Here is an 18,336-nt window from a genome sequence, read left to right on the forward strand (position 1 = left end):
CGCAACAGGCTTGAATTTATGGATATGATGAAAATGGCCGAGCGAACCTATTATGCGCCGCAAGGCGGACATCCCGGCCAGAGTGAATTGCTGACCGGCCGCGCTGTGTTCACACAGGCCTATGCCGTGATCCCCAAAGGCGTGATGCAGGACATCGTCACCAGCGCTTTGCCGTTCTGGGATGGGACACGGATCTGGGTGCTGTCTCGGCCGCTGTCGGGTTTTGCCGAGACGTTTTCGCAATACATCGTCGAGCTCGCGCCCGGCGGCGGCAGCGACCGCCCTGAGCTTGACGCCGCCGCCGAAGGTGCGCTGTTCGTGGTCGAAGGCGAGCTATGCGTTTCGCTTGCCGGCAAGAAACATAGCTTAAGGCCGGGCGGCTTTGCCTTCCTGCCGCCGGCGAGCGGATGGACGGTGCGCAATGAAAGCGGTGCCGCCGTCCGCTTCCACTGGATCCGCAAGACTTATGACGCAGTCGACGGCATCGACCAGCCGCAAGCGTTCTTCGCCAACGAACAGGACATCGCGCCGACGCCGATGCCGGGTACCGAAGGCCGATGGGCGACGACGCGCTTCGTCGATCCGGCCGACATGCGCCACGACATGCATGTCACCATCGTCACGCTCGAGCCTGGTGCGGTCATTCCCTTCGCCGAGACTCATGTGATGGAGCACGGGCTCTACGTGCTGGAAGGCAAGGCGGTCTACCGCCTCAACCAGGACTGGGTCGAGGTCGAGGCCGGCGACTATATGTGGCTGCGCGCCTTCTGCCCGCAGGCCTGCTATGCCGGCGGCCCCGGAAAATTCCGCTACCTGCTTTACAAGGACGTCAACCGGCATGCCAAGCTTGGCGGCGCCGGCGTCGCGAGGCGCGCGCCATGACCCGAATCGTCGCCCGGCCGCTGACCCGCGAGACCTTCGCCGAATTCGGCGACGTCATCGATATGGGCAGCGACAACCATTATCCGATCAATGGCGGCAAGGCCGAGCGCTACCACGACCTCGCCACCGCGGAGGCACGAGGGCCGAATGCGCGCGTGCTGATCTCCATGGTGCATGGCACGCCCTATGAACTGCCGTTGAAGCTGACAATGGTGGAGCGCCATCCGTTCGGCAGCCAGGCCTTCATCCCGCTGTCACCACGGCCGTTCCTGGTCGTCGTCTGCCATGATGGCGAGGAAGGACCTGGCGAGCCGCACGCCTTCATCACCGCGCCCGGGCAAGGCGTCAACTACCCGCGCAATCTGTGGCACGGCGTGCTGACGCCGATCGGCGACGTCCAGGATTTTGTGGTCGTCGACCGCGGCGGCGACGGCTCCAATCTCGAAGAGTGTCATTTCTCGCATCCTTACGAAATCCATCTTCCCGACGGGAGCCGGTGATGACCGACAGTTCGCTGATCGATCGCCTGCTCGATGTCATCGAGCACGACATCGTGCCGAAGACCGTCGAAGGCGTCGCGCACGGAAACAAACTGTTCGGCGCGGCGATCCTGCGCAAGGACGACCGTTCGCTGGTGCTTGCCGAAACCAACAACGAGATCGAAAATCCGCTCTGGCACGGCGAGATGCACTGCCTGAAGCGCTTCTACGAAATGCCGAAGGCCGAACGCGTCGATACCAAGGACGCGATCTTTCTTGCCACGCACGAACCCTGCTCGCTCTGCCTGTCGGCGATCACCTGGACCGGCTTCGACAATTTCTACTATCTTTTCAGCCATGAGGATTCTCGCGACAGCTTCGACATCCCGCACGATCTGAAGATCCTGAAGGAGGTCTTCACCCTCGATCCCGGCGGCTACAATGCCGAGAATGCCTACTGGAGGAGCTTTTCGATCCGCAAATTGGTGCGATCGCTGTCTGAGACCGAACGCAAGCGGCTGGAAGCGCGGATCGGCACAATATCAGCGCGCTATGACGAATTGTCCGCCGCCTATCAGGCCGGCAAGGACGAAAACGACATTCCGCTGAATTGACGCGGATTGACCAGCCGAATTCGTTGACTGGCCCACGACGCGCTCTCACGGACTCCATCATCTGGCGCTCCTGGAGTTCGCCCGCATGAAAATCGTCACTAAATTCCCACGAAAGATCGTCGAATTTCCGGATATGGGGATCATCATGCCGGACGGCTGCCGGCTGTCGGCGCGGGTGTGGATGCCGGCCGATGCTGCCGACGATCCGGTGCCGGCAATCCTCGAACACCTGCCCTATCGCAAGCGCGACGGCACGATCTATCGTGATCAGCTGACGCATCCCTATTTTGCCGGCCACGGCTACGCCTCGATCCGCGTCGACATGCGCGGCAATGGCGATTCCGAAGGGCTGATGGACGACGAATATTCCGAGCAGGAGTTGCAGGACGCTTGCGACGTCATCGCCTGGGCGGCGGACCAGCCCTGGTGCAACGGCAATGTCGGCATGATGGGCATTTCGTGGGGCGGCTTCAACTGCCTGCAGGTAGCGTCTAAGCAGCCGCCGGCGCTGAAGGCGGTCATCAGTCTCTGTTCGACGGTCGACCGCTATGCCGACGACATCCACTACAAGGGCGGCTGCCTGCTGATCGAGAATTTCGGCTGGGCCTCGACCATGCTGTCCTATTCGTCAAGGCCGCCGGATCCGTTGCTGGCCGGCGACAACAGATGGCGCGACCTGTGGCTGACCAGGCTGGAGAACCAGCCCTTTCTGGCACCGCTGTGGCTGACGCACCAATATCGCGATGCCTATTGGAAGCGCGGCTCGATCTGCGAGGACTATTCCGCCATCCATGCCGCGGTGCTGTCGATCGGCGGCTGGCATGACGGCTATCGCAATACGATTTCCCATCTCGCCGCCAATATCGAGGCGCCGGTCAAGGGGATCGTCGGCCCGTGGATCCACAAATACCCGCATTACGCCGCGCCCGAACCGCGCATCGGCTTCCTGCAGGAGGCCTTGCGCTGGTGGGACCGCTGGCTGAAGGACAGCGACACCGGCGTCGAGGCCGACCCCGCCTACCGCGCCTATGTCATGGACAGCGTGCGCCCGGCGCGCTGGCATCCGGAGCGACCCGGCCGCTGGGTCGCTGAATCGGAATGGCCGTCACCCAACATCCGGACGCAAGAGGTTGAGCTTATCGCTGAAGGCAACCACGCTATCGTCGCTTCGCCGCAAAGCTGCGGCCTCGCCGGTGGCGAATATTTCCCCTTCACCTTCGGCCCGGAACTGCCGGGTGACCAGCGCCCCGACGACGCGCTGTCGGTGTGTTTCGACCAGCCGGTGCTGACCGAAGCGATCGACATCGTCGGTGCTCCCGAAGTTTTGGTCAGAGTCTCGGCGGATCGGCGCCAGGCGAACATCGCGGTTCGGCTGTGCGACGTCCACCCGGACGGAGCGTCGGAGCTGATCTCGTACGGCGTGCTTAACCTGACGCATCGCAACTCGCACGAATTTCCCGAAGCGCTGGTGCCCGGCGAAACCGTCAGCGCCCGGGTGGTGCTCGACCAATGCGCCTATCGCGCGCCGGCCGGCCACCGCTTGCGCGTTGCCATCTCCAACAGCTATTGGCCGATGATCTGGCCGTCGCCGGAGCCGGTCCGGCTGGAATTGTCGGCCGCGACATTGATGCTGCCGCTGCGCCCGCCGGCGACAGGCGATGAGGTCACCTTCCCCGCCTCCGAAGGCGCGACGCCCTGGGCAACAGAGACACTTCGGCCCGCCAATTCCGAACGTCATGTCGATAGCGACGAAAAGACCGGACTGATCACGCTTTTCATCGTCGACGATTTCGGCGAAGTGCGCGACCTGGAGCATGGCCTCGCCCACGGGAGCATCGCCAGAGAGACATGGGCGATCCATCCCGACAATCCGTTGTCAGCGTCGGGCAAGACGCATTGGACCCAGACGCTGTCGCGAAATGAATGGTCGGTGCGCACCGAAACGTTCGCCGAAATGCGCTCCGACGCGCAAAGCTTCATGGTTAGCGCCAGAATTGAAGCCTATGAAGGCGAGAAACTGGTCTTCGAGCGCAACTTCAAGGAGAAAATCCCGCGCGTACTGCTTTGAGCGCTTATAGCGATTGGTCCAATTGCGACGCACGATTTACGCCACGGCATGTCGCATTCGGTCTTGCTTACCGCTTTCCCTTACGGTCATTATTCTCCCGATCGAAATGAGAAAAAACGACCATAAGGTCGGACCAACAGAGTGAGGAACTTAACATGTCGAACGAACTGGAATATCTGAGCCGGCGCGTTGCGTCCGGCAAGCTGAGCCGTCGCGATTTTCTCGGCCGGGCAGCGGCGCTTGGCGTCACCGCAACCTTCGCCAATTCGCTGCTATCCAGCGCTTCCCGCGCGGCGGGTCCGGTCAAGGGCGGCACGCTCAAGGCCGGCCTGGTCGGTGGCGAGTCCACCAACAGTCTCGATCCGGCGCTGTTCATGACGCAGGTGCCGTTCGCCTTCGGCAAGATGTGGGGCGAACTGATTGTCGAACTGTCTCCTGAAGGCAAGCTCGAGAACCGCATTGCCGAGGAGATCGGCTCGTCGGACGACGCCAAGACCTGGACGCTGAAGATCCGCGATGGCGTCGAGTTCCACAACGGCAAGAAGGTGACTGCAGAGGACGTGGCCGCCACCCTCGAACGCCATTCGGACGAGAAGTCGAAGTCCGGCGCGCTCGGTTATATGAAAGGCATCGAGAGCATAAAGGCCAGCGGCAAGGAAGTGGTGCTGACGTTGAAGGAGCCGAATGCCGATCTTCCCTATCTGCTTAGCGATTATCACCTGATCATCCAGCCGAACGGCGGCAAGGATAAGGCCGATGCGGGTATCTCGGCGGGTCCTTACAAGGTCACTACCAACGAGCCCGGCGTGCGCCATGGCGGCGAGCGCTTCGCCAATTACTGGCAGGGCGACAAGATGGGCCATGCCGACCAGATCGAGATCATCGTCATCAACGACGCCACGGCGCGTACGGCGGCGCTGCAGGGCGGCCAGGTCCACATGATCAACCGCGTCGAGCCGAAGATCGTCGATCTGATCAAGCGCGTGCCCGGCGTCACCATCCGCAACCATTCGGGACCTGGCCACTACGTTTTCATCATGCACTGCAACACCGCGCCGTTCGACAACAACGACTTGCGCATGGCGTTGAAGCTGGCGATCGACCGCGAGGAGATGCTGAACAAGGTGCTGCGCGGCTATGGCTCGCTCGGCAACGACTTCCCGATCAATGCATCGTACCCGCTATTCACCGAGATCGAGCAGCGCAAATACGATCCCGACAAGGCCAAGTTCCACTACAAGAAATCGGGTCATGACGGTGCCGTCCTGCTCCGGACGTCGGACGTCGCCTTCCCCGGTGCCGTCGACGCCGCACAGCTGTTCCAGCAAAGCGCGGCCAAGGCCGGCATCAAGCTGGAGATCAAGCGCGAACCGGGCGACGGCTACTGGTCGGAAGTCTGGAACAAGCAGCCGTTCTGCGCCTCCTACTGGGGCGGCCGGTCGACGCAGGACCAGATGTACTCTACCGCCTATCTGTCGACGGCCGACTGGAACGACACACGGTTCAAGCGTCCGGATTTCGACAAGATGGTGCTGGCGGCTCGCGCCGAGCTCGACGAGGCCAAGCGCAAGGCAATGTACCACGACATGGCTGTGATGGTGCGCGACGAGGGCGGCCTGATCCTGCCGATGTTCAATCAGTTCATCGACGCGACGGGCGCCAAGGTTGCCGGCTGGGTGGATGATCCGCATCAGGAGTTGATGAACGGATATGCTCTGGCGAAGTGCTGGCTCGAAGCCTGAGCCCGGCCTTGCGGATATGTCCTCACCCATCGTGAAACTGGTGGCCCAGCGCATTGCGCTGGGCATCATCCTTCTATTGGCCGTTTCGGTCCTGATCTTCGCCGGCACGCAGATCCTGCCCGGCGACGTCGCGCAAGCCATTCTCGGGCAGTCGGCGACACCGGAGTCGCTCGCCAATCTGCGCGAGCAGCTCGGCCTCAATGATCCCGCCTACATCCGTTATTTTCGCTGGCTCGGCGGCATCCTGACCGGTGATCTCGGCACGGCTATGTCGAGCGGTCAGGATATCGCAACCTCGATCAAGGGAAGGCTGTGGAACACGCTGTTCCTCGCCTTCTGGGCGGCGATCGTCGCGGTGCCGCTGGCGATCATCCTCGGGCTGATCGCGGTGCGCTACCGCAATGGCTGGGTCGACAAGCTGATCTCGGGACTGGCGCTGGCCTCGACGTCCTTCCCGGAATTCTTCGTCGGCTATGTGCTCGTCTTTTTCTTCGCAGTGCAACATCAATGGTTTCCCGCCATTTCCACCGTCTATGAGGGGATGCTGTTCGGCGAACGCATCCAGGCCATAGCACTGCCGGCGGCGGCGCTGACCCTGGTGGTGCTCGCCCACATGATGCGCATGACGCGCGCCGCGATCCTCAATGTCATGCAGTCGGCCTATGTCGAGACCGCGGAGCTCAAGGGGCTGTCGGCCTTCGCCGTCATTCGCAGGCATGCCTTCCCCAATGCGATTGCACCGATCATCAACGTCGTCATGCTCAATCTCGCCTATCTCATCGTCGGCGTCGTCGTCGTCGAAGTGATCTTCGTCTATCCGGGTATGGGGCAATACTTGGTCGACCACGTCACCAAGCGTGACGTGCCTGTGGTGCAGGCGGTCGGGCTGATCTTTGCCGCCGTCTACATCAGCCTGAACATCATCGCGGACATTGCGGCAATCGTTGCCAATCCGCGCCTCAGACATCCGAAATGAGGGGGTCGGGTATGCTCGTCATCAAACGCATCCCCATCCCGGCGCTGGTCGGACTGGTGTTGACGGCGCTGTTCGTGCTGGCGGCGATCTTTGCGCCGTGGATCGCGCCGCACGGCAATGCCGAGATCGTCAGCGACGTCCCTTGGGAGCCAATGTCGGCGGCGCATTGGCTGGGCACCGACAATCTCGGTCGCGATCTGTTGTCGCGCATGATCTATGGCGCCCGCATCACCCTTTTCATCGCGGTGCTGGCGACCGCGCTGTCGTTCTCGCTCGGCGCCATCCTCGGCTTCTCGGCGGCGGTTTTCGGCGGCTGGTTCGACACGCTTCTGTCGCGTCTCGTCGATCTCCTGATGTCGATCCCGACACTGATCATGGCGCTTGTGGTGCTGTCGGTGCTGCCATCCAATCTGGTGACGCTGATCCTGGTCATGGGCGTTCTCGACTCGACCCGCGTCTACCGCCTGTCGAGGGCGGTCGCCGTTGACATCAACGTCATGGATTACGTCGAGGCGGCCAAATTGCGCGGCGAAGGCAGCGGCTGGATCATCTTCCGCGAAATCCTGCCCAATGCGCTGTCGCCGCTGGTTTCGGAACTCGGCCTGCGCTTCATCTATGCCGTGCTGTTCCTGTCGACGCTGTCCTTCCTCGGTCTTGGCGTGCAGCCGCCGGACGCCGATTGGGGCGGCATGGTCAAGGAAAACAAGGATGGCATCGTCTTCGGCATAGGCGCCGCCCTCATTCCGGCGGCGGCGATCGCAGCGCTGGCAATTTCCGTCAATCTCGTCGCCGACTGGGTGCTCAACCGCACGACAAGCCTGAAGGGAGGACGCGGGTAATGGCCGAAAAGCAACCGAAGCCCGGGCAACCGAAGTCCGGCGTGCTGCTCGACATCCGCAATCTGCGCATCGAGGCCACGGTATATCCGCCGGGCGAGGCGCCGAAGAACATCGTGCTGGTGCACGATGTCTCGCTGACGCTCGAAAAGGGCAAGGTGCTCGGATTGATCGGCGAGTCCGGCGCCGGCAAATCGACCATCGGCCTGTCGTCGATGGGTTACGGCCGCGGCGGCGTGCGCATCACCGGCGGCGAGGTCATCCTCAATGGCCGCGACATCCTGAAGGGCGGCAATGAAGGGTTCCGCAAATTGCGCGGCCGCGAGGTCTGCTATGTCGCGCAATCGGCGGCAGCGGCCTTCAATCCGGCGCACAGGCTGATGGACCAGGTGGTCGAGGCAGCACTCCTGCACGGCACGGCGACGCGGGCCGAAGCCGAAAAGCGCGCCGTGGCGCTGTTCAAGAAGCTCAGCCTGCCGAACCCCGAAAGCATCGGCGAGCGCTTCCCCCACCAGGTGTCGGGCGGTCAGCTGCAGCGCGTGATGACGGCAATGGCGCTGTGCTCGGAACCCGACCTGATCGTCTTCGACGAGCCGACCACGGCGCTCGACGTGACGACGCAGATCGACGTCTTGGCGGCGATCAAGGATGCCATCCGCGACACGCATGTGGCGGCACTCTACATCACCCATGACCTTGCCGTCGTCGCCCAGGTCTCGGACGAGATCATGGTGCTGCGCCACGGCCGGCTGGTCGAATGGGGCGGCACGCGCCAGATCATCAAGGAGCCGCGCCAGGAGTACACCAACGCGCTGGTTTCGGTGCATGAGATCGAACATCAGGAGCAGAAGCCCGGCACGAGCCCGTTCCTGTCGGTCAGGAACATCACCGCTGCCTATGGCCGCAGCCACATCAAGGTGCTGAAGAACGTCTCGGTCGATATTTTCCCGGGCCAGACGCTGGCGGTGGTCGGCGAGTCCGGTTCCGGCAAGTCGACGCTGGCGCGCGCCATAACCGGCCTCTTGCCGCCCGAACAGGGCACCGTCACTTTCGACGGTCGTCCGCTCGCCAACCGGCTTGCCGACCGGCCGAAAGAGGATCTGCGCCAATTGCAGATGATCTACCAGATGGCCGATGTGGCGATGAACCCGCGCCAGACGGTCGGCACCATCATCGGCCGGCCGCTGGAATTCTATTTTGGGATGCGCGGGCGCGAGCGCGACAAACGCGTCGCCGAACTGCTCGACAAGATCGAAATGGGCAAAGGCTATGTCGACCGCTATCCCGCCGAGCTTTCGGGCGGCCAGAAACAGCGCGTCTGCATCGCCCGTTCGCTCGCCGCCAAGCCGAAGCTGATCATCTGCGACGAGGTGACCTCGGCGCTCGACCCGCTGGTGGCCCACGGCATACTGGAGCTGCTGCTCGAGCTGCAGAAAGAGGAAAACGTCGCTTATCTGTTCATCACCCATGATCTCGCAACAGTGAAGTCGATCGCCGATTCGATCGCGGTGATGTATCGCGGCGAGGTGGTGCGCTACGGCCCCAAGAGCAAGGTTCTGACGCCGCCGTTCGACGCCTACACAGACCTTTTGCTGTCGTCGGTGCCCGAAATGGAGATCGGCTGGTTAGAGAAAGCGATCAAGGGACGGCGCATGGCCAGCGCGGGGAACTAGCGGGCTGCCCGTTGCGCCCGACGATCCTGTCCGGGCGTGGATTGAACGGCAGGCCCGCCCTGACTTTTCCGATCGAGCCGCATGGAGGCGCCCTTGGCGCTCAACACAAAACTTCTGCTCATCATCCTAGACGGCGTGCCTTACCGGAACTGGCGACGGCTGATGGGCAATCTCGAAGGCTGGGTGCAATCCGGCGACGCGCGCGTGTGGAAGATGCGCTCCGTGCTGCCGTCGACCTCGGCATCCTGCTATGCCTCGATCCACACCGGCGTGCCGCCTCAAGTGCACGGCATCCTGTCCAACGAGAACCGGTTTCGCGTCGAACAGCCGGATATTTTTTCCGAAGTCAGCAGGGCCGGCGGCAAGACGGGTGCGGTCACCCATTCCTACTGGTCCGAATTCTTCCGGGCCTATCCGTTCGACCTGGTCGAGGACATAGAGTTCGACCAGCCGGGCAGGCCGATCAGCCATGGCCGGTTCCACACCATGACCGGCTACAACGCTAGCAACCAGATGACGCCGAGCGACGTCGACCTGTTCGCGACGTTGACCATGCTGACCAGGCGCTACGGCATCGACTACGGCATCCTGCACAGCTGCACGCTGGACTCGATGGGCCACCGGTTCGGCCATGACTGCCGCGAGATGGATCATGCCGTCTATGCAATAGACGCCATGCTCGCCGGCTTCCTGCCGCGCTGGCGGGAGGCCGGCTACGAGGTGGTCGTCACCGCCGATCATGGCCAGACCGATCGCGGCCATCACGGTGGCCACGACGAAGAGATGCAGGATTTCGCACTTTATTACTTCGGATCCGGCGAAGGCCCGGAGGCCAATACGCTGCTCGATCAGCTGCAGCTCGCGCCGACAGTGCTTGCGCGCCTCGGCGTGCCGGTGCCGGTCACCATGAAGGCAGAGCCGTTCCTGAGTTGAGCGCGCGCCCTCTTCTCCCTCTGGCAACGCTCCCGCTCTTCAGTTAGCCTCCGCAAATATACGGGCGGATGCGGTGAACCTTTTTGGGCCGATCAGCGACAGAGCAGGCAGGAGCCAGGCGGCTCGACCGGCGATGACTGCCGCGGAGACCGATCGCGCGCTCGTCGAGCGGGTCGCGAAAGGTGACCGTGCCGCCGTGCGGCTCCTGTTCATGCGCCACCACGCGCGGGTCTACCGCTTCGCGGCACGCCAGACGGGATCGGAACTGAAGGCCGACGATATTGCGAACGAGGTATTCCTTGAACTCTGGCGGCAGGCGCCGGCCTTCGAGGACCGCTCGGAGGTCTCGACATGGCTGCTCGGCATTGCTTCAAGGCGCTGTCCCTGCTGCGCAAGAAGAAGGAAGACTGGATCGACGACGATGACGCGGCCCCAGCTCGCCGACGGTGCCGACACGCCGGAAGTCGTGACGATGAAAGAAGACAAGGCCGCTGCCTTGCGACGCTTCACCGATGTCATGCCGGAAGAGCACCGTACGGTGATCGACCTTGCCTATTATCACGGGCAATCGGTGAGCGAGATCGGCGAGGTACTCGGCATCCCGGTCGCCACGGTCAAGACCAGGATGTTCTATGCCCGCAAGAAACTCGGCGAAGCCCTCAAGGCCGCCGGTTACGACAGGGGGTGGCCATGAGCGCCGCCGAAAAGATGTCGCGCCGCGACGAAATGGAAATGCTGCTGCCGTTTTATCTGAACGGCTCGCTGGAGGGCACCGAGCTCGAAGCCATCGAGGAATGGCTGGCAAGCGATCCGGCGGCGATGGCCGCACTAGGCGAGGCCGAGGCCGAATTCTCCGGCACCGCTGCCGCAAACGAGGCAATCCGCCCGCCTGCCGATGCGCTCAGCCGCTTTGCCAAGGCGCTCGATGCCGAGGCCGGCCCCGCCCGCGGGCCGGCGGCATCGTCCTGGCTGGCGCAGGCCTGGAGCCGCTTCCTGGCGGTGCCCGCCGGCATTGCCTGGGCCGCGGCCGCGGTGCTGCTGGCCCTGGTCGTCGCGCAATCCTTTGTGCAGACCGGCAACAGAGATGGCGATTTCGAGATTGCCGGATCGGACGACGATCTGGCCAAAATGCCGTTTGCCCTTGTGAAGTTCAAACCGGATGCGAAGCTGTCCGACATCGTCGCTTTTCTCGACCAGAACCAGTTGACGATCGCCGGCGGGCCTACCGCCGACGGCGTTTTCCGGCTCGGCGTTCCGGCCAAGACCGCCGCCGACTATCAGAAACTGCTTGGCCTTATTGCCGCCCAGCCTTTCACCGAAGCTGCGCTGGAGGGAAGGAAACACGGCGAGGGATCTCGGCCCCAAGGGCCGCGACAATGATTTCGGTTTTGGCCTGCTGGACACCAAAGCGGCCGAGGCGGCCAAGGAATAGCCCGCTCAAGTCGCATTTTGCCGAGGACGTGCCAGAAAATAGAACGCGGCGATGTGTGTGATCATCAGCAGCGGTACGTAGATGATCGGGATCGCGTAGGTGGCGCCCAGTTCCCCCGCGCGTGCAGGAAGGCCGATCTGAATGGCGTGATAATAGTCGACGACGAGGTCGACCGTCCCTACGAAGTTGAAGGCGACGACCAACGGCCAGAAGAGCGGGGATATCCTCACCGTGAGCAGCGCCAGCATGGCCAGCATGCCAGTCGCGAAATCGCCGTAGGCGGCGAACACGGCGAAATTGGCGGGCAAAGTGGGGCTTACGACGCCCGGAACGAGGAAGACGAGCCCGAAGAATCGGAAGCTGTGCAGCGTAGCGATAGCGCGTTGCGCTGCGACCCGGTCCATCGACCTGAGCCACGGCAAACCGTACGCGCCGAAGCAAAGCAGCCACGCGACGTAGCCGAGAACAAGATGGGTTTGGAACACCATTTCCGTGGACATTTGGCCTACTCTCAACAGTTGGTTCACGCGGCTTTAAGCCTGCTACCGTAGTTCGACTATCCGGTGTAATCACAACAACCTATGAAGCAGAACTACACAGTCCGACATGGTGCGCTGGAGGGCGTCGAGGCGTTCCTGGCCGTCGCCAGGCGCCGTAACTTCCGCCGTGCCGCCGCCGATCTCGGCGTGACGCCGTCCGCCGTGAGCCAAGCGGTGCGCGCGCTGGAAGCTCGTCTGGGCACGGCGCTGTTTGTCCGCACGACGCGGAGCGTTGGTTTAACCGAACCTGGCCAGCGGTTCCTCGACCGTGCCGGCCCTGCATTCGAGGAGCTCGTTGCGGCCGGCGCGGCGGCTCGCGATATCGGCCAACGGCCGACCGGTCTACTGCGCCTGTCTGTACCCCGCGCCATCGTGCCGCTGATGCTGGAGCCGGTGCTCGCGTCGTTCTGCCAAGCCTATCCTGAGATCGAACTTGAGATCGCCGTGAGCGACCAAATGGTCGATCTCGCGACCGGTGGGTTCGACGCCGGCATCCGCCTCGGGCAACTCATCGCCGCCGACATGGTCGCGGTGCGGCTGACCCCGCCGTTCTCGTTCGTAGTCGTCGGCAGCCCTGACTATCTTGAGCACCACGGTCGTCCCGAGCGTGTCGACGACTTGCGCCACCACTCCTGCTTACGCTTGCGCCGCTCGAATGGCGCCATCGCGCCCTGGTCGTTCATCGACGGCAACGGCGCCATCGAAGCGATCGTCTCAGGCCCGCTGATCGCGCACGACTATTCGACGTTGGTCGGGGCTGCGATGCGGGGCGTTGGGCTGGCGCAAACGCCGCGACCACTCGCCGAAGGTCCGATCGCCGAAGGAAAGCTCAAGTCGGTGCTGGACAGCATCGCCACGACGACGCCGGGTGTCTTCCTCTACCATCCTGGCAAGCGCCAAGTCCTGCCGAAGCTGCGCGCCTTCATCGATCACCTCAAATCCGCGGCCTGAAACCAGGACGCACGCCAAATGCTCGCGCTGGCTAACAGCCGCCAACGACCTCGCCCGTATTGAGCTATGCCCCTAGGCCGGGGCGCCGGCTACCGATCCCCTGACCACCAGGTCGACCGGCCAGACCTCGCCGCGAGCGCCCTCCTCCAGGCCGGAAATCCGCGCCGCCAGCCGTTCGGCGATGCGTGCGCCCGCCAGGCGGATCGACGAACGTGTCGTCGACAGCGGCACCGAAAAGTTTTCCGGCTTCAGCCAGGGAAAGACGTCGTCATGGGCGATCAGCGACAGGTCGCCCGGAATGGTCAGGCCGAGATCGCGCACCGCGCGCACCACGCCGAGCGCCATGATCAGGCTGGAGCAGGCGATCGCCGTCGGCGCGTCGCTTTGTTCCAGCAGACGCCTGGCGGCGCGATAGCCGTTCTCCTCGGTCATTGTCAGGGAACAGACATGCTGATCACGAAGCACCAGGCCGCTTGCCGCAAGCGCGCGCCGCACGCCGCGCTCGCGATGTATGGCGAAGGTCTCGCGATCGTCGCCATTGATAAGCGCCAGACGCCTGTGACCGAGCTGGACGAGAAGCCGCGCCGCCTCGTGGAAGGCGCCCTCATTGTCGATGTCGGTGAAGGGATAGTCGAAATCGAAGCCTTCGCTGCGGCCATGGACGATGAAGGGAATGCCGAGCGTATTGACGAGCGCCACCCGCCGGTCGGCCGGCCTCGGCGAGGAGATATAGACCGCATCGACCTGCCGGTTGGCGACAATGCGGCGGTAGGTCGTCTCCTGGTCGTCGGCATCGGCCGGTGACAGCACCAGGTCGAGCTCGTGCGAACGCGCATAGTCGCCGAGGCCGGACAGGAACTCGACGAAATGCGGGTCGATATCGACGGTCGCTCCCGTCGGCAGCACATAGCCGATCATGCCGGTCTTGCCGGTCGCCAGCCGGCGGGCGCTCGGATTGGGGCGATAGCCATGACGCTTGGCGGCATCGACCACCCGCCGGCGCGTTTCCTCGTTGACTTCCGGGTAGCCGTTCAATGCGCGGCTCACCGTGGTCTGCGAAAGCGCTAGCATGTGGGAGAGCTGCTTGAGGTTCACCGGAGGCCTCCAAACCTCAAAGCGCTTTTAATCTGAAACGATCTGGCCCTACGAACCGCGTTGCCGAGCGCAGTGACCATACGCACGGTTCGGACCGGTTTGAAGCCGAATTTGCTGCTGCACCGCCAGAAAACTGTGCTGCAGCGCACTTTTGCCAGCACCCGGTCGCAAAAATTAAATCGATTAGCCTGCCTTCCTATTGACTCGCGATCAATTCAGTGGCGAGATCAAAATGACCAAAGCGCTTTGGAAGACTCCACGAAAGGTTGCAGTTCCTTTCCGACTGAGTCACAGTCCTGCGGCGCCGGCGGACGGAATGGAGGTTTCGTTCGGTGTTTGTCACCACTGGGAGGGAATACCGATGAAAAAAATGCTTCTGCTGGGCGCTGCGTTTGCCACGCTCGCCCTAGCCATGCCCGCGCGAGCCGAACTGAAGTTCAAGCCGGGCGAAGATCCCCGTTTCAACTGGGCCAACTACGAAGAGCTCAAGAAGGTCGACCTCAAGGGCGAGACACTGACGATCTTCGGGCCGTGGCGCGGCGAGGACGAAGGGCTTATCCGCACCGTTCTCGATTACTTCTCCGAAGCCACCGGCGCCGAGATCAAGTATTCCTCGTCGGAGAATTACGAGCAGCAGATCGTCATCGACACGCAGGCTGGCAGCCCGCCCAACATCGCCGTGCTGCCGCAGCCGGGCCTGATCCAGGATCTGGCATCGAAGGGCCTATTGACGCCGCTCGGCGACGACACGGCCAACTGGGTCAAGGACAATTACGGCGCCGGCCAATCCTGGGTCGACCTCGGCACCTTCAAGGACAAGGACGGCAAGCCCGGCTTCTTCGCCTTTCCTTATAAAGCCGACGTGAAATCGCTGGTCTGGTACTCGCCGGACAATTTCGAGGAAGCCGGCTACAAGGTGCCGAAGACGCAGGAAGAGCTTGCCGAGCTCGAAAAGAAGATCATCGCCGACGGCGGCACGCCATGGTGCATCGGGCTTGGTTCGGGCGGCGCCACCGGCTGGCCGGCGACCGACTGGGTCGAAGACATCATGCTGCGCACCCAGACGCCCGAGACCTACGACAAATGGGTGAAGAACGAAATTCCGTTCAACGATCCGGCCGTGGTCAACGCCATCGACATTTTCGGCAAGATCGCGACCGACGACAAGATGGTCGAGGGTGGCGCCAAGGCGGTTGCGGCGACCGATTTCCGCGACAGCCCGAAGGGCCTCTTCTCGGTGCCGCCGAAATGCTATCTGCACCACCAGGCATCGTTCATCCCGACATTCTTCCCGCAAGGCACCAAGATCGGCGAGGATGCCGACTTCTTCTATTACCCGTCCTACGCCTCCAAGCCCGAGCTCGGCACTCCGGTGCTCGGCGCCGGCACGCTGGCCATGATCACCAAAGATAGCAAGAGTGCCCGCGCCTTCATCGAATTCCTGAAGCTGCCGCTCGCTCATGAGATCTGGATGGCACAGGGCGGCTTCGTGACGCCGTTCAAGTCGGTCAACAAGGATGCCTATGCCAGCGACGCGCTGAAGAAGCAGGGCGAGATCCTGGCCAACGCCTCGACCTTCCGCTTCGATGGGTCCGACCTGATGCCGGGCAAGATCGGAGCCGGCGCCTTCTGGACCGGCATGATCGACCTTGTCGGTGGCAAGTCCGCCCAGGACGTCGCCACCGACATCCAGAAAAGCTGGGACGCGATCAAGTAAGCGGCCGGCTCGAGTCCCATGTGATGCGGTCCGGGCCTCAAACGGCCCGGACCTTCTTCGGTGCTTGGCGTCGCGTCGATTGTCGTGAGCACGACGCATTCCGGCATGACGCGCGCCCAGTGACCTGCTTTTCGGCTGGTCGCGCTCCAGACAACTGAATCGGCGCATGATCCCGTCGCCAGAGCCATTCTCGACTGGCGGATCCGTGCGCAGGGGGAGGGACCCATGGCGGCTCAGATTTTTTCGGCGATATTCGTCATCATCATCGGCGTGGGCGGCTGCGTCGCCTATTTCTGGGGTGCCAACAAGGCACTCGACACGATCTTTCCGGCACGCGGCGTTTCCGGCAAGGCGGCGATCGACAATCTGCGCCGGCAGGGGGTGATCCGGCCCTGGCTGTTCGTCGGCCCGGCGATGATCATCCTCACCATTTATCTGATCTACCCGGTGGTGGAGACGCTGAGGCTGTCGTTCCTCGATCGCGGCGGCGCCCATTTCGTCGGCTTGGCCAACTATCAATGGGCGTTCGGCGACCGTGAGTTCCGCAATTCGATCCTCAACAACATCATGTGGCTGGCGGTGGTGCCAGCCGCCTGCACCTTCCTCGGCCTGATCATCGCCGTGCTCACCGACAAGATCTGGTGGGGCACCATCGCCAAGAGCCTGATCTTCCTGCCGCTCGCCATCTCCTTCGTCGGCGCCAGCGTCATCTGGAAATTCATCTACGAGTATCGCGGCGAGGGCCAGACACAGATCGGCCTGCTCAACGCCATTATCCAGTATTTCGGCGGCCAGCCGCAGGTCTGGATATCGCTGCCGTTCTGGAACAACTTCTTCCTGATGGTCATCCTGATCTGGATCCAGACCGGCTTTGCCATGGTCATCCTGTCGTCGGCCTTGCGCGGCATTCCGGAAGAGACGCTGGAAGCCGCCGTCATCGACGGCGCCAACCCTTTCCAGATCTTCTGGAAGATCATGGTGCCGCAGATCTGGGGCACCATCGCCGTGGTCTGGACCACCATCACCATCCTGGTGCTGAAGGTTTTCGACATCGTGCTGACCATGACCAACGGCCAGTGGAACAGCCAGGTGCTGGCCAATCTGATGTTCGACTGGATGTTCCGCGGCGGCGGCGATTTCGGCCGCGGCGCCACCATCGCCATCATCATCATGATAGCGGTCATTCCGATCATGGTCTGGAACATCCGCCAGGCGAACAGAGAGACGGAAGGACATTGAGATGACTGTCTCGACCGGAAAGTCCTTTGTCAGCCGTTTCGGCGTCCATATCGCCGTTTTCATCTTCGTCGCGATCTGGACGATCCCGACGCTCGGCATTCTGGTCTCGTCGCTGCGCGACAAGGACCAGATCATCGCTTCTGGCTGGTGGAACTCGTTCACCAGTTCCAGCCAGACGGAAGCCGGACGGCTGCCGCCCGCCTCGGCGCAGGTCGAGAAGGACGGCAAGTTCGTTCTGCAAGGCAATATCTTCGGCGACGGCCCTGCCCGCAACATCAGCGCCTTCGGCGTCAAGTCGGCAGCGCCGACGCAATATCCCGCCGGCACGACAGCCGATCTCGGCGACGGCGTGACCCTGCAGCTCAATGCCGACGGCAGTTTCGTCATGACCTCGCCGAAGGCTTTTGAAAGCGAACGCGGCCAGCGCGTCTATTACGCCTCCTCGGCGCCGCCGAAATTCACCACCGACAATTACGACACGGTGCTGTTTTCGGAAGGCATCGGCCGCTCCTTCATGAACTCGCTGACCGTCACCATTCCGGCGACTGTCATTCCAATCCTGATCGCCGCGTTCGCCGCTTACGCTTTGGCCTGGATGCGCTTTCCTGGCCGGGCTCTGCTCATCGCCGTCATCATCGGCCTCCTGGTCGTGCCGCTGCAGATGTCGCTGATCCCGCTGTTGAAGCTCTATAATGGCGTCGGCAGCTTCTTCGGCGTGCCGTCGAAGACCTATCTCGGCATCTGGCTGGCGCATACCGGCTTCGGTCTGCCTTTCGCCATCTATCTGTTGAGGAGCTATATCGCCGGCCTGCCACGCGAGATCATGGAGTCGGCGCGCATCGACGGCGCTAGCGATTTCGAGATCTTCGTCAAGATCGTGCTGCCCTTGTCGTTCCCGGTGCTGGCCTCGTTCGCCATCTTCCAGTTTCTCTGGGTGTGGAACGATCTGCTGGTGGCGATGGTTTTCCTTGGTACCGAGGGCGACCAGATCGTGCTGACCGCCAAGCTCAATGCGTTGCTCGGCTCACGCGGCGGCGACTGGGAGATCCTGACGACATCGGCCTTCGTTACCATCATCGTGCCGCTGATCGTGTTCTTCTCGCTGCAGCGCTATTTCGTCCGCGGGCTGCTTGCCGGCTCGGTGAAAGGAGGTTGAGATC

Annotated in this window: 17 protein-coding genes; 15 read left to right on the forward strand and 2 right to left on the reverse strand. The window is 62.7% G+C overall.

Features of this window, described 5'->3' with window-relative positions; translation table 11 throughout:
* Window positions 1-33 precede the first annotated feature (33 nt).
* The 11 genes from NKJ12_RS00270 (at window position 34) to NKJ12_RS00320 (ending at window position 11,583) form a co-directional block, all read left to right on the forward strand.
* Window positions 34-882, forward strand: coding sequence for a bifunctional allantoicase/(S)-ureidoglycine aminohydrolase (locus NKJ12_RS00270; RefSeq protein WP_502896203.1), 849 nt, complete (start codon window positions 34-36; stop codon window positions 880-882).
* On the forward strand, window positions 879-1,382 hold the full coding sequence (locus NKJ12_RS00275) for an ureidoglycolate lyase (protein ID WP_352700912.1): 504 nt from the start codon (window positions 879-881) through the stop codon (window positions 1,380-1,382). The genes NKJ12_RS00270 and NKJ12_RS00275 overlap by 4 nt, the downstream gene beginning before the upstream one ends.
* A complete protein-coding gene (locus NKJ12_RS00280; RefSeq protein ID WP_352700913.1) occupies window positions 1,382-1,975 on the forward strand; it encodes a nucleoside deaminase in 594 nt (197 codons plus the stop codon). Before NKJ12_RS00275 ends, NKJ12_RS00280 begins: the two co-directional genes overlap by 1 nt.
* A gap of 85 nt (window positions 1,976-2,060) precedes the next feature.
* Window positions 2,061-4,043: a CocE/NonD family hydrolase gene (locus NKJ12_RS00285; protein ID WP_352700914.1), complete on the forward strand. Its 1,983-nt coding sequence runs from the start codon at window positions 2,061-2,063 to the stop codon at window positions 4,041-4,043.
* A gap of 155 nt (window positions 4,044-4,198) precedes the next feature.
* On the forward strand, window positions 4,199-5,785 hold the full coding sequence (locus tag NKJ12_RS00290) for an ABC transporter substrate-binding protein (RefSeq protein ID WP_352464554.1): 1,587 nt from the start codon (window positions 4,199-4,201) through the stop codon (window positions 5,783-5,785).
* A 16-nt stretch (window positions 5,786-5,801) separates the two neighbouring features.
* Window positions 5,802-6,761: an ABC transporter permease gene (locus NKJ12_RS00295; protein WP_352700915.1), complete on the forward strand. Its 960-nt coding sequence runs from the start codon at window positions 5,802-5,804 to the stop codon at window positions 6,759-6,761.
* A gap of 11 nt (window positions 6,762-6,772) precedes the next feature.
* On the forward strand, window positions 6,773-7,600 hold the full coding sequence (locus tag NKJ12_RS00300; RefSeq protein ID WP_254816006.1) for an ABC transporter permease: 828 nt from the start codon (window positions 6,773-6,775) through the stop codon (window positions 7,598-7,600).
* Window positions 7,600-9,270 carry an ABC transporter ATP-binding protein gene (locus NKJ12_RS00305; RefSeq protein ID WP_352700916.1) on the forward strand — a complete coding sequence of 557 codons (1,671 nt, stop codon included), beginning with the start codon at window positions 7,600-7,602 and terminating at the stop codon, window positions 9,268-9,270. The genes NKJ12_RS00300 and NKJ12_RS00305 overlap by 1 nt, the downstream gene beginning before the upstream one ends.
* A 93-nt stretch (window positions 9,271-9,363) precedes the next feature.
* On the forward strand, window positions 9,364-10,203 hold the full coding sequence (locus tag NKJ12_RS00310; protein ID WP_352700917.1) for an alkaline phosphatase family protein: 840 nt from the start codon (window positions 9,364-9,366) through the stop codon (window positions 10,201-10,203).
* Window positions 10,204-10,336: 133 nt separating this feature from the next.
* The gene (locus NKJ12_RS00315) at window positions 10,337-10,897 is read left to right on the forward strand and encodes a sigma-70 family RNA polymerase sigma factor (RefSeq protein WP_352700918.1); all 561 of its coding nucleotides are present in this window, start codon (window positions 10,337-10,339) and stop codon (window positions 10,895-10,897) included.
* Window positions 10,894-11,583 (forward strand): anti-sigma factor, encoded by a 690-nt coding sequence (locus NKJ12_RS00320; RefSeq protein ID WP_352700919.1) that lies wholly within the window; start codon window positions 10,894-10,896, stop codon window positions 11,581-11,583. The genes NKJ12_RS00315 and NKJ12_RS00320 overlap by 4 nt, the downstream gene beginning before the upstream one ends.
* A 57-nt stretch (window positions 11,584-11,640) precedes the next feature.
* Here the strand turns inward: NKJ12_RS00320 and NKJ12_RS00325 are convergent, their stop codons facing one another.
* On the reverse strand, window positions 11,641-12,135 hold the full coding sequence (locus NKJ12_RS00325) for a DUF8737 domain-containing protein (RefSeq protein ID WP_352700920.1): 495 nt from the start codon (window positions 12,133-12,135) through the stop codon (window positions 11,641-11,643).
* Between the two features lie 81 nt (window positions 12,136-12,216).
* On the opposite strand from NKJ12_RS00325, the gene NKJ12_RS00330 reads away from it, so the two are divergent.
* A complete protein-coding gene (locus tag NKJ12_RS00330; protein WP_352700921.1) occupies window positions 12,217-13,125 on the forward strand; it encodes a LysR family transcriptional regulator in 909 nt (302 codons plus the stop codon).
* 72 nt (window positions 13,126-13,197) lie between these two features.
* On the opposite strand, the gene NKJ12_RS00335 is transcribed toward NKJ12_RS00330, so the two are convergent.
* Window positions 13,198-14,220 (reverse strand): substrate-binding domain-containing protein, encoded by a 1,023-nt coding sequence (locus NKJ12_RS00335; protein ID WP_352480048.1) that lies wholly within the window; start codon window positions 14,218-14,220, stop codon window positions 13,198-13,200.
* A 361-nt stretch (window positions 14,221-14,581) separates the two neighbouring features.
* On the opposite strand from NKJ12_RS00335, the gene NKJ12_RS00340 reads away from it, so the two are divergent.
* The 3 genes from NKJ12_RS00340 (at window position 14,582) to NKJ12_RS00350 (ending at window position 18,332) form a co-directional block, all read left to right on the forward strand.
* Window positions 14,582-15,937 carry an ABC transporter substrate-binding protein gene (locus NKJ12_RS00340; RefSeq protein WP_352700922.1) on the forward strand — a complete coding sequence of 452 codons (1,356 nt, stop codon included), beginning with the start codon at window positions 14,582-14,584 and terminating at the stop codon, window positions 15,935-15,937.
* Window positions 15,938-16,162: 225 nt separating this feature from the next.
* Window positions 16,163-17,176, forward strand: a complete 1,014-nt coding sequence (locus tag NKJ12_RS00345; RefSeq protein ID WP_352700923.1) for a carbohydrate ABC transporter permease — start codon at window positions 16,163-16,165, stop codon at window positions 17,174-17,176.
* Between the two features lies 1 nt (window position 17,177).
* Window positions 17,178-18,332 (forward strand): carbohydrate ABC transporter permease, encoded by a 1,155-nt coding sequence (locus NKJ12_RS00350; protein WP_352667393.1) that lies wholly within the window; start codon window positions 17,178-17,180, stop codon window positions 18,330-18,332.
* Window positions 18,333-18,336 lie beyond the last annotated feature (4 nt).

The sequence above is a fragment of the Mesorhizobium sp. M0195 genome (assembly GCF_040322115.1).
In the GTDB taxonomy this organism is placed as follows: Bacteria; Pseudomonadota; Alphaproteobacteria; order Rhizobiales; family Rhizobiaceae; genus Mesorhizobium.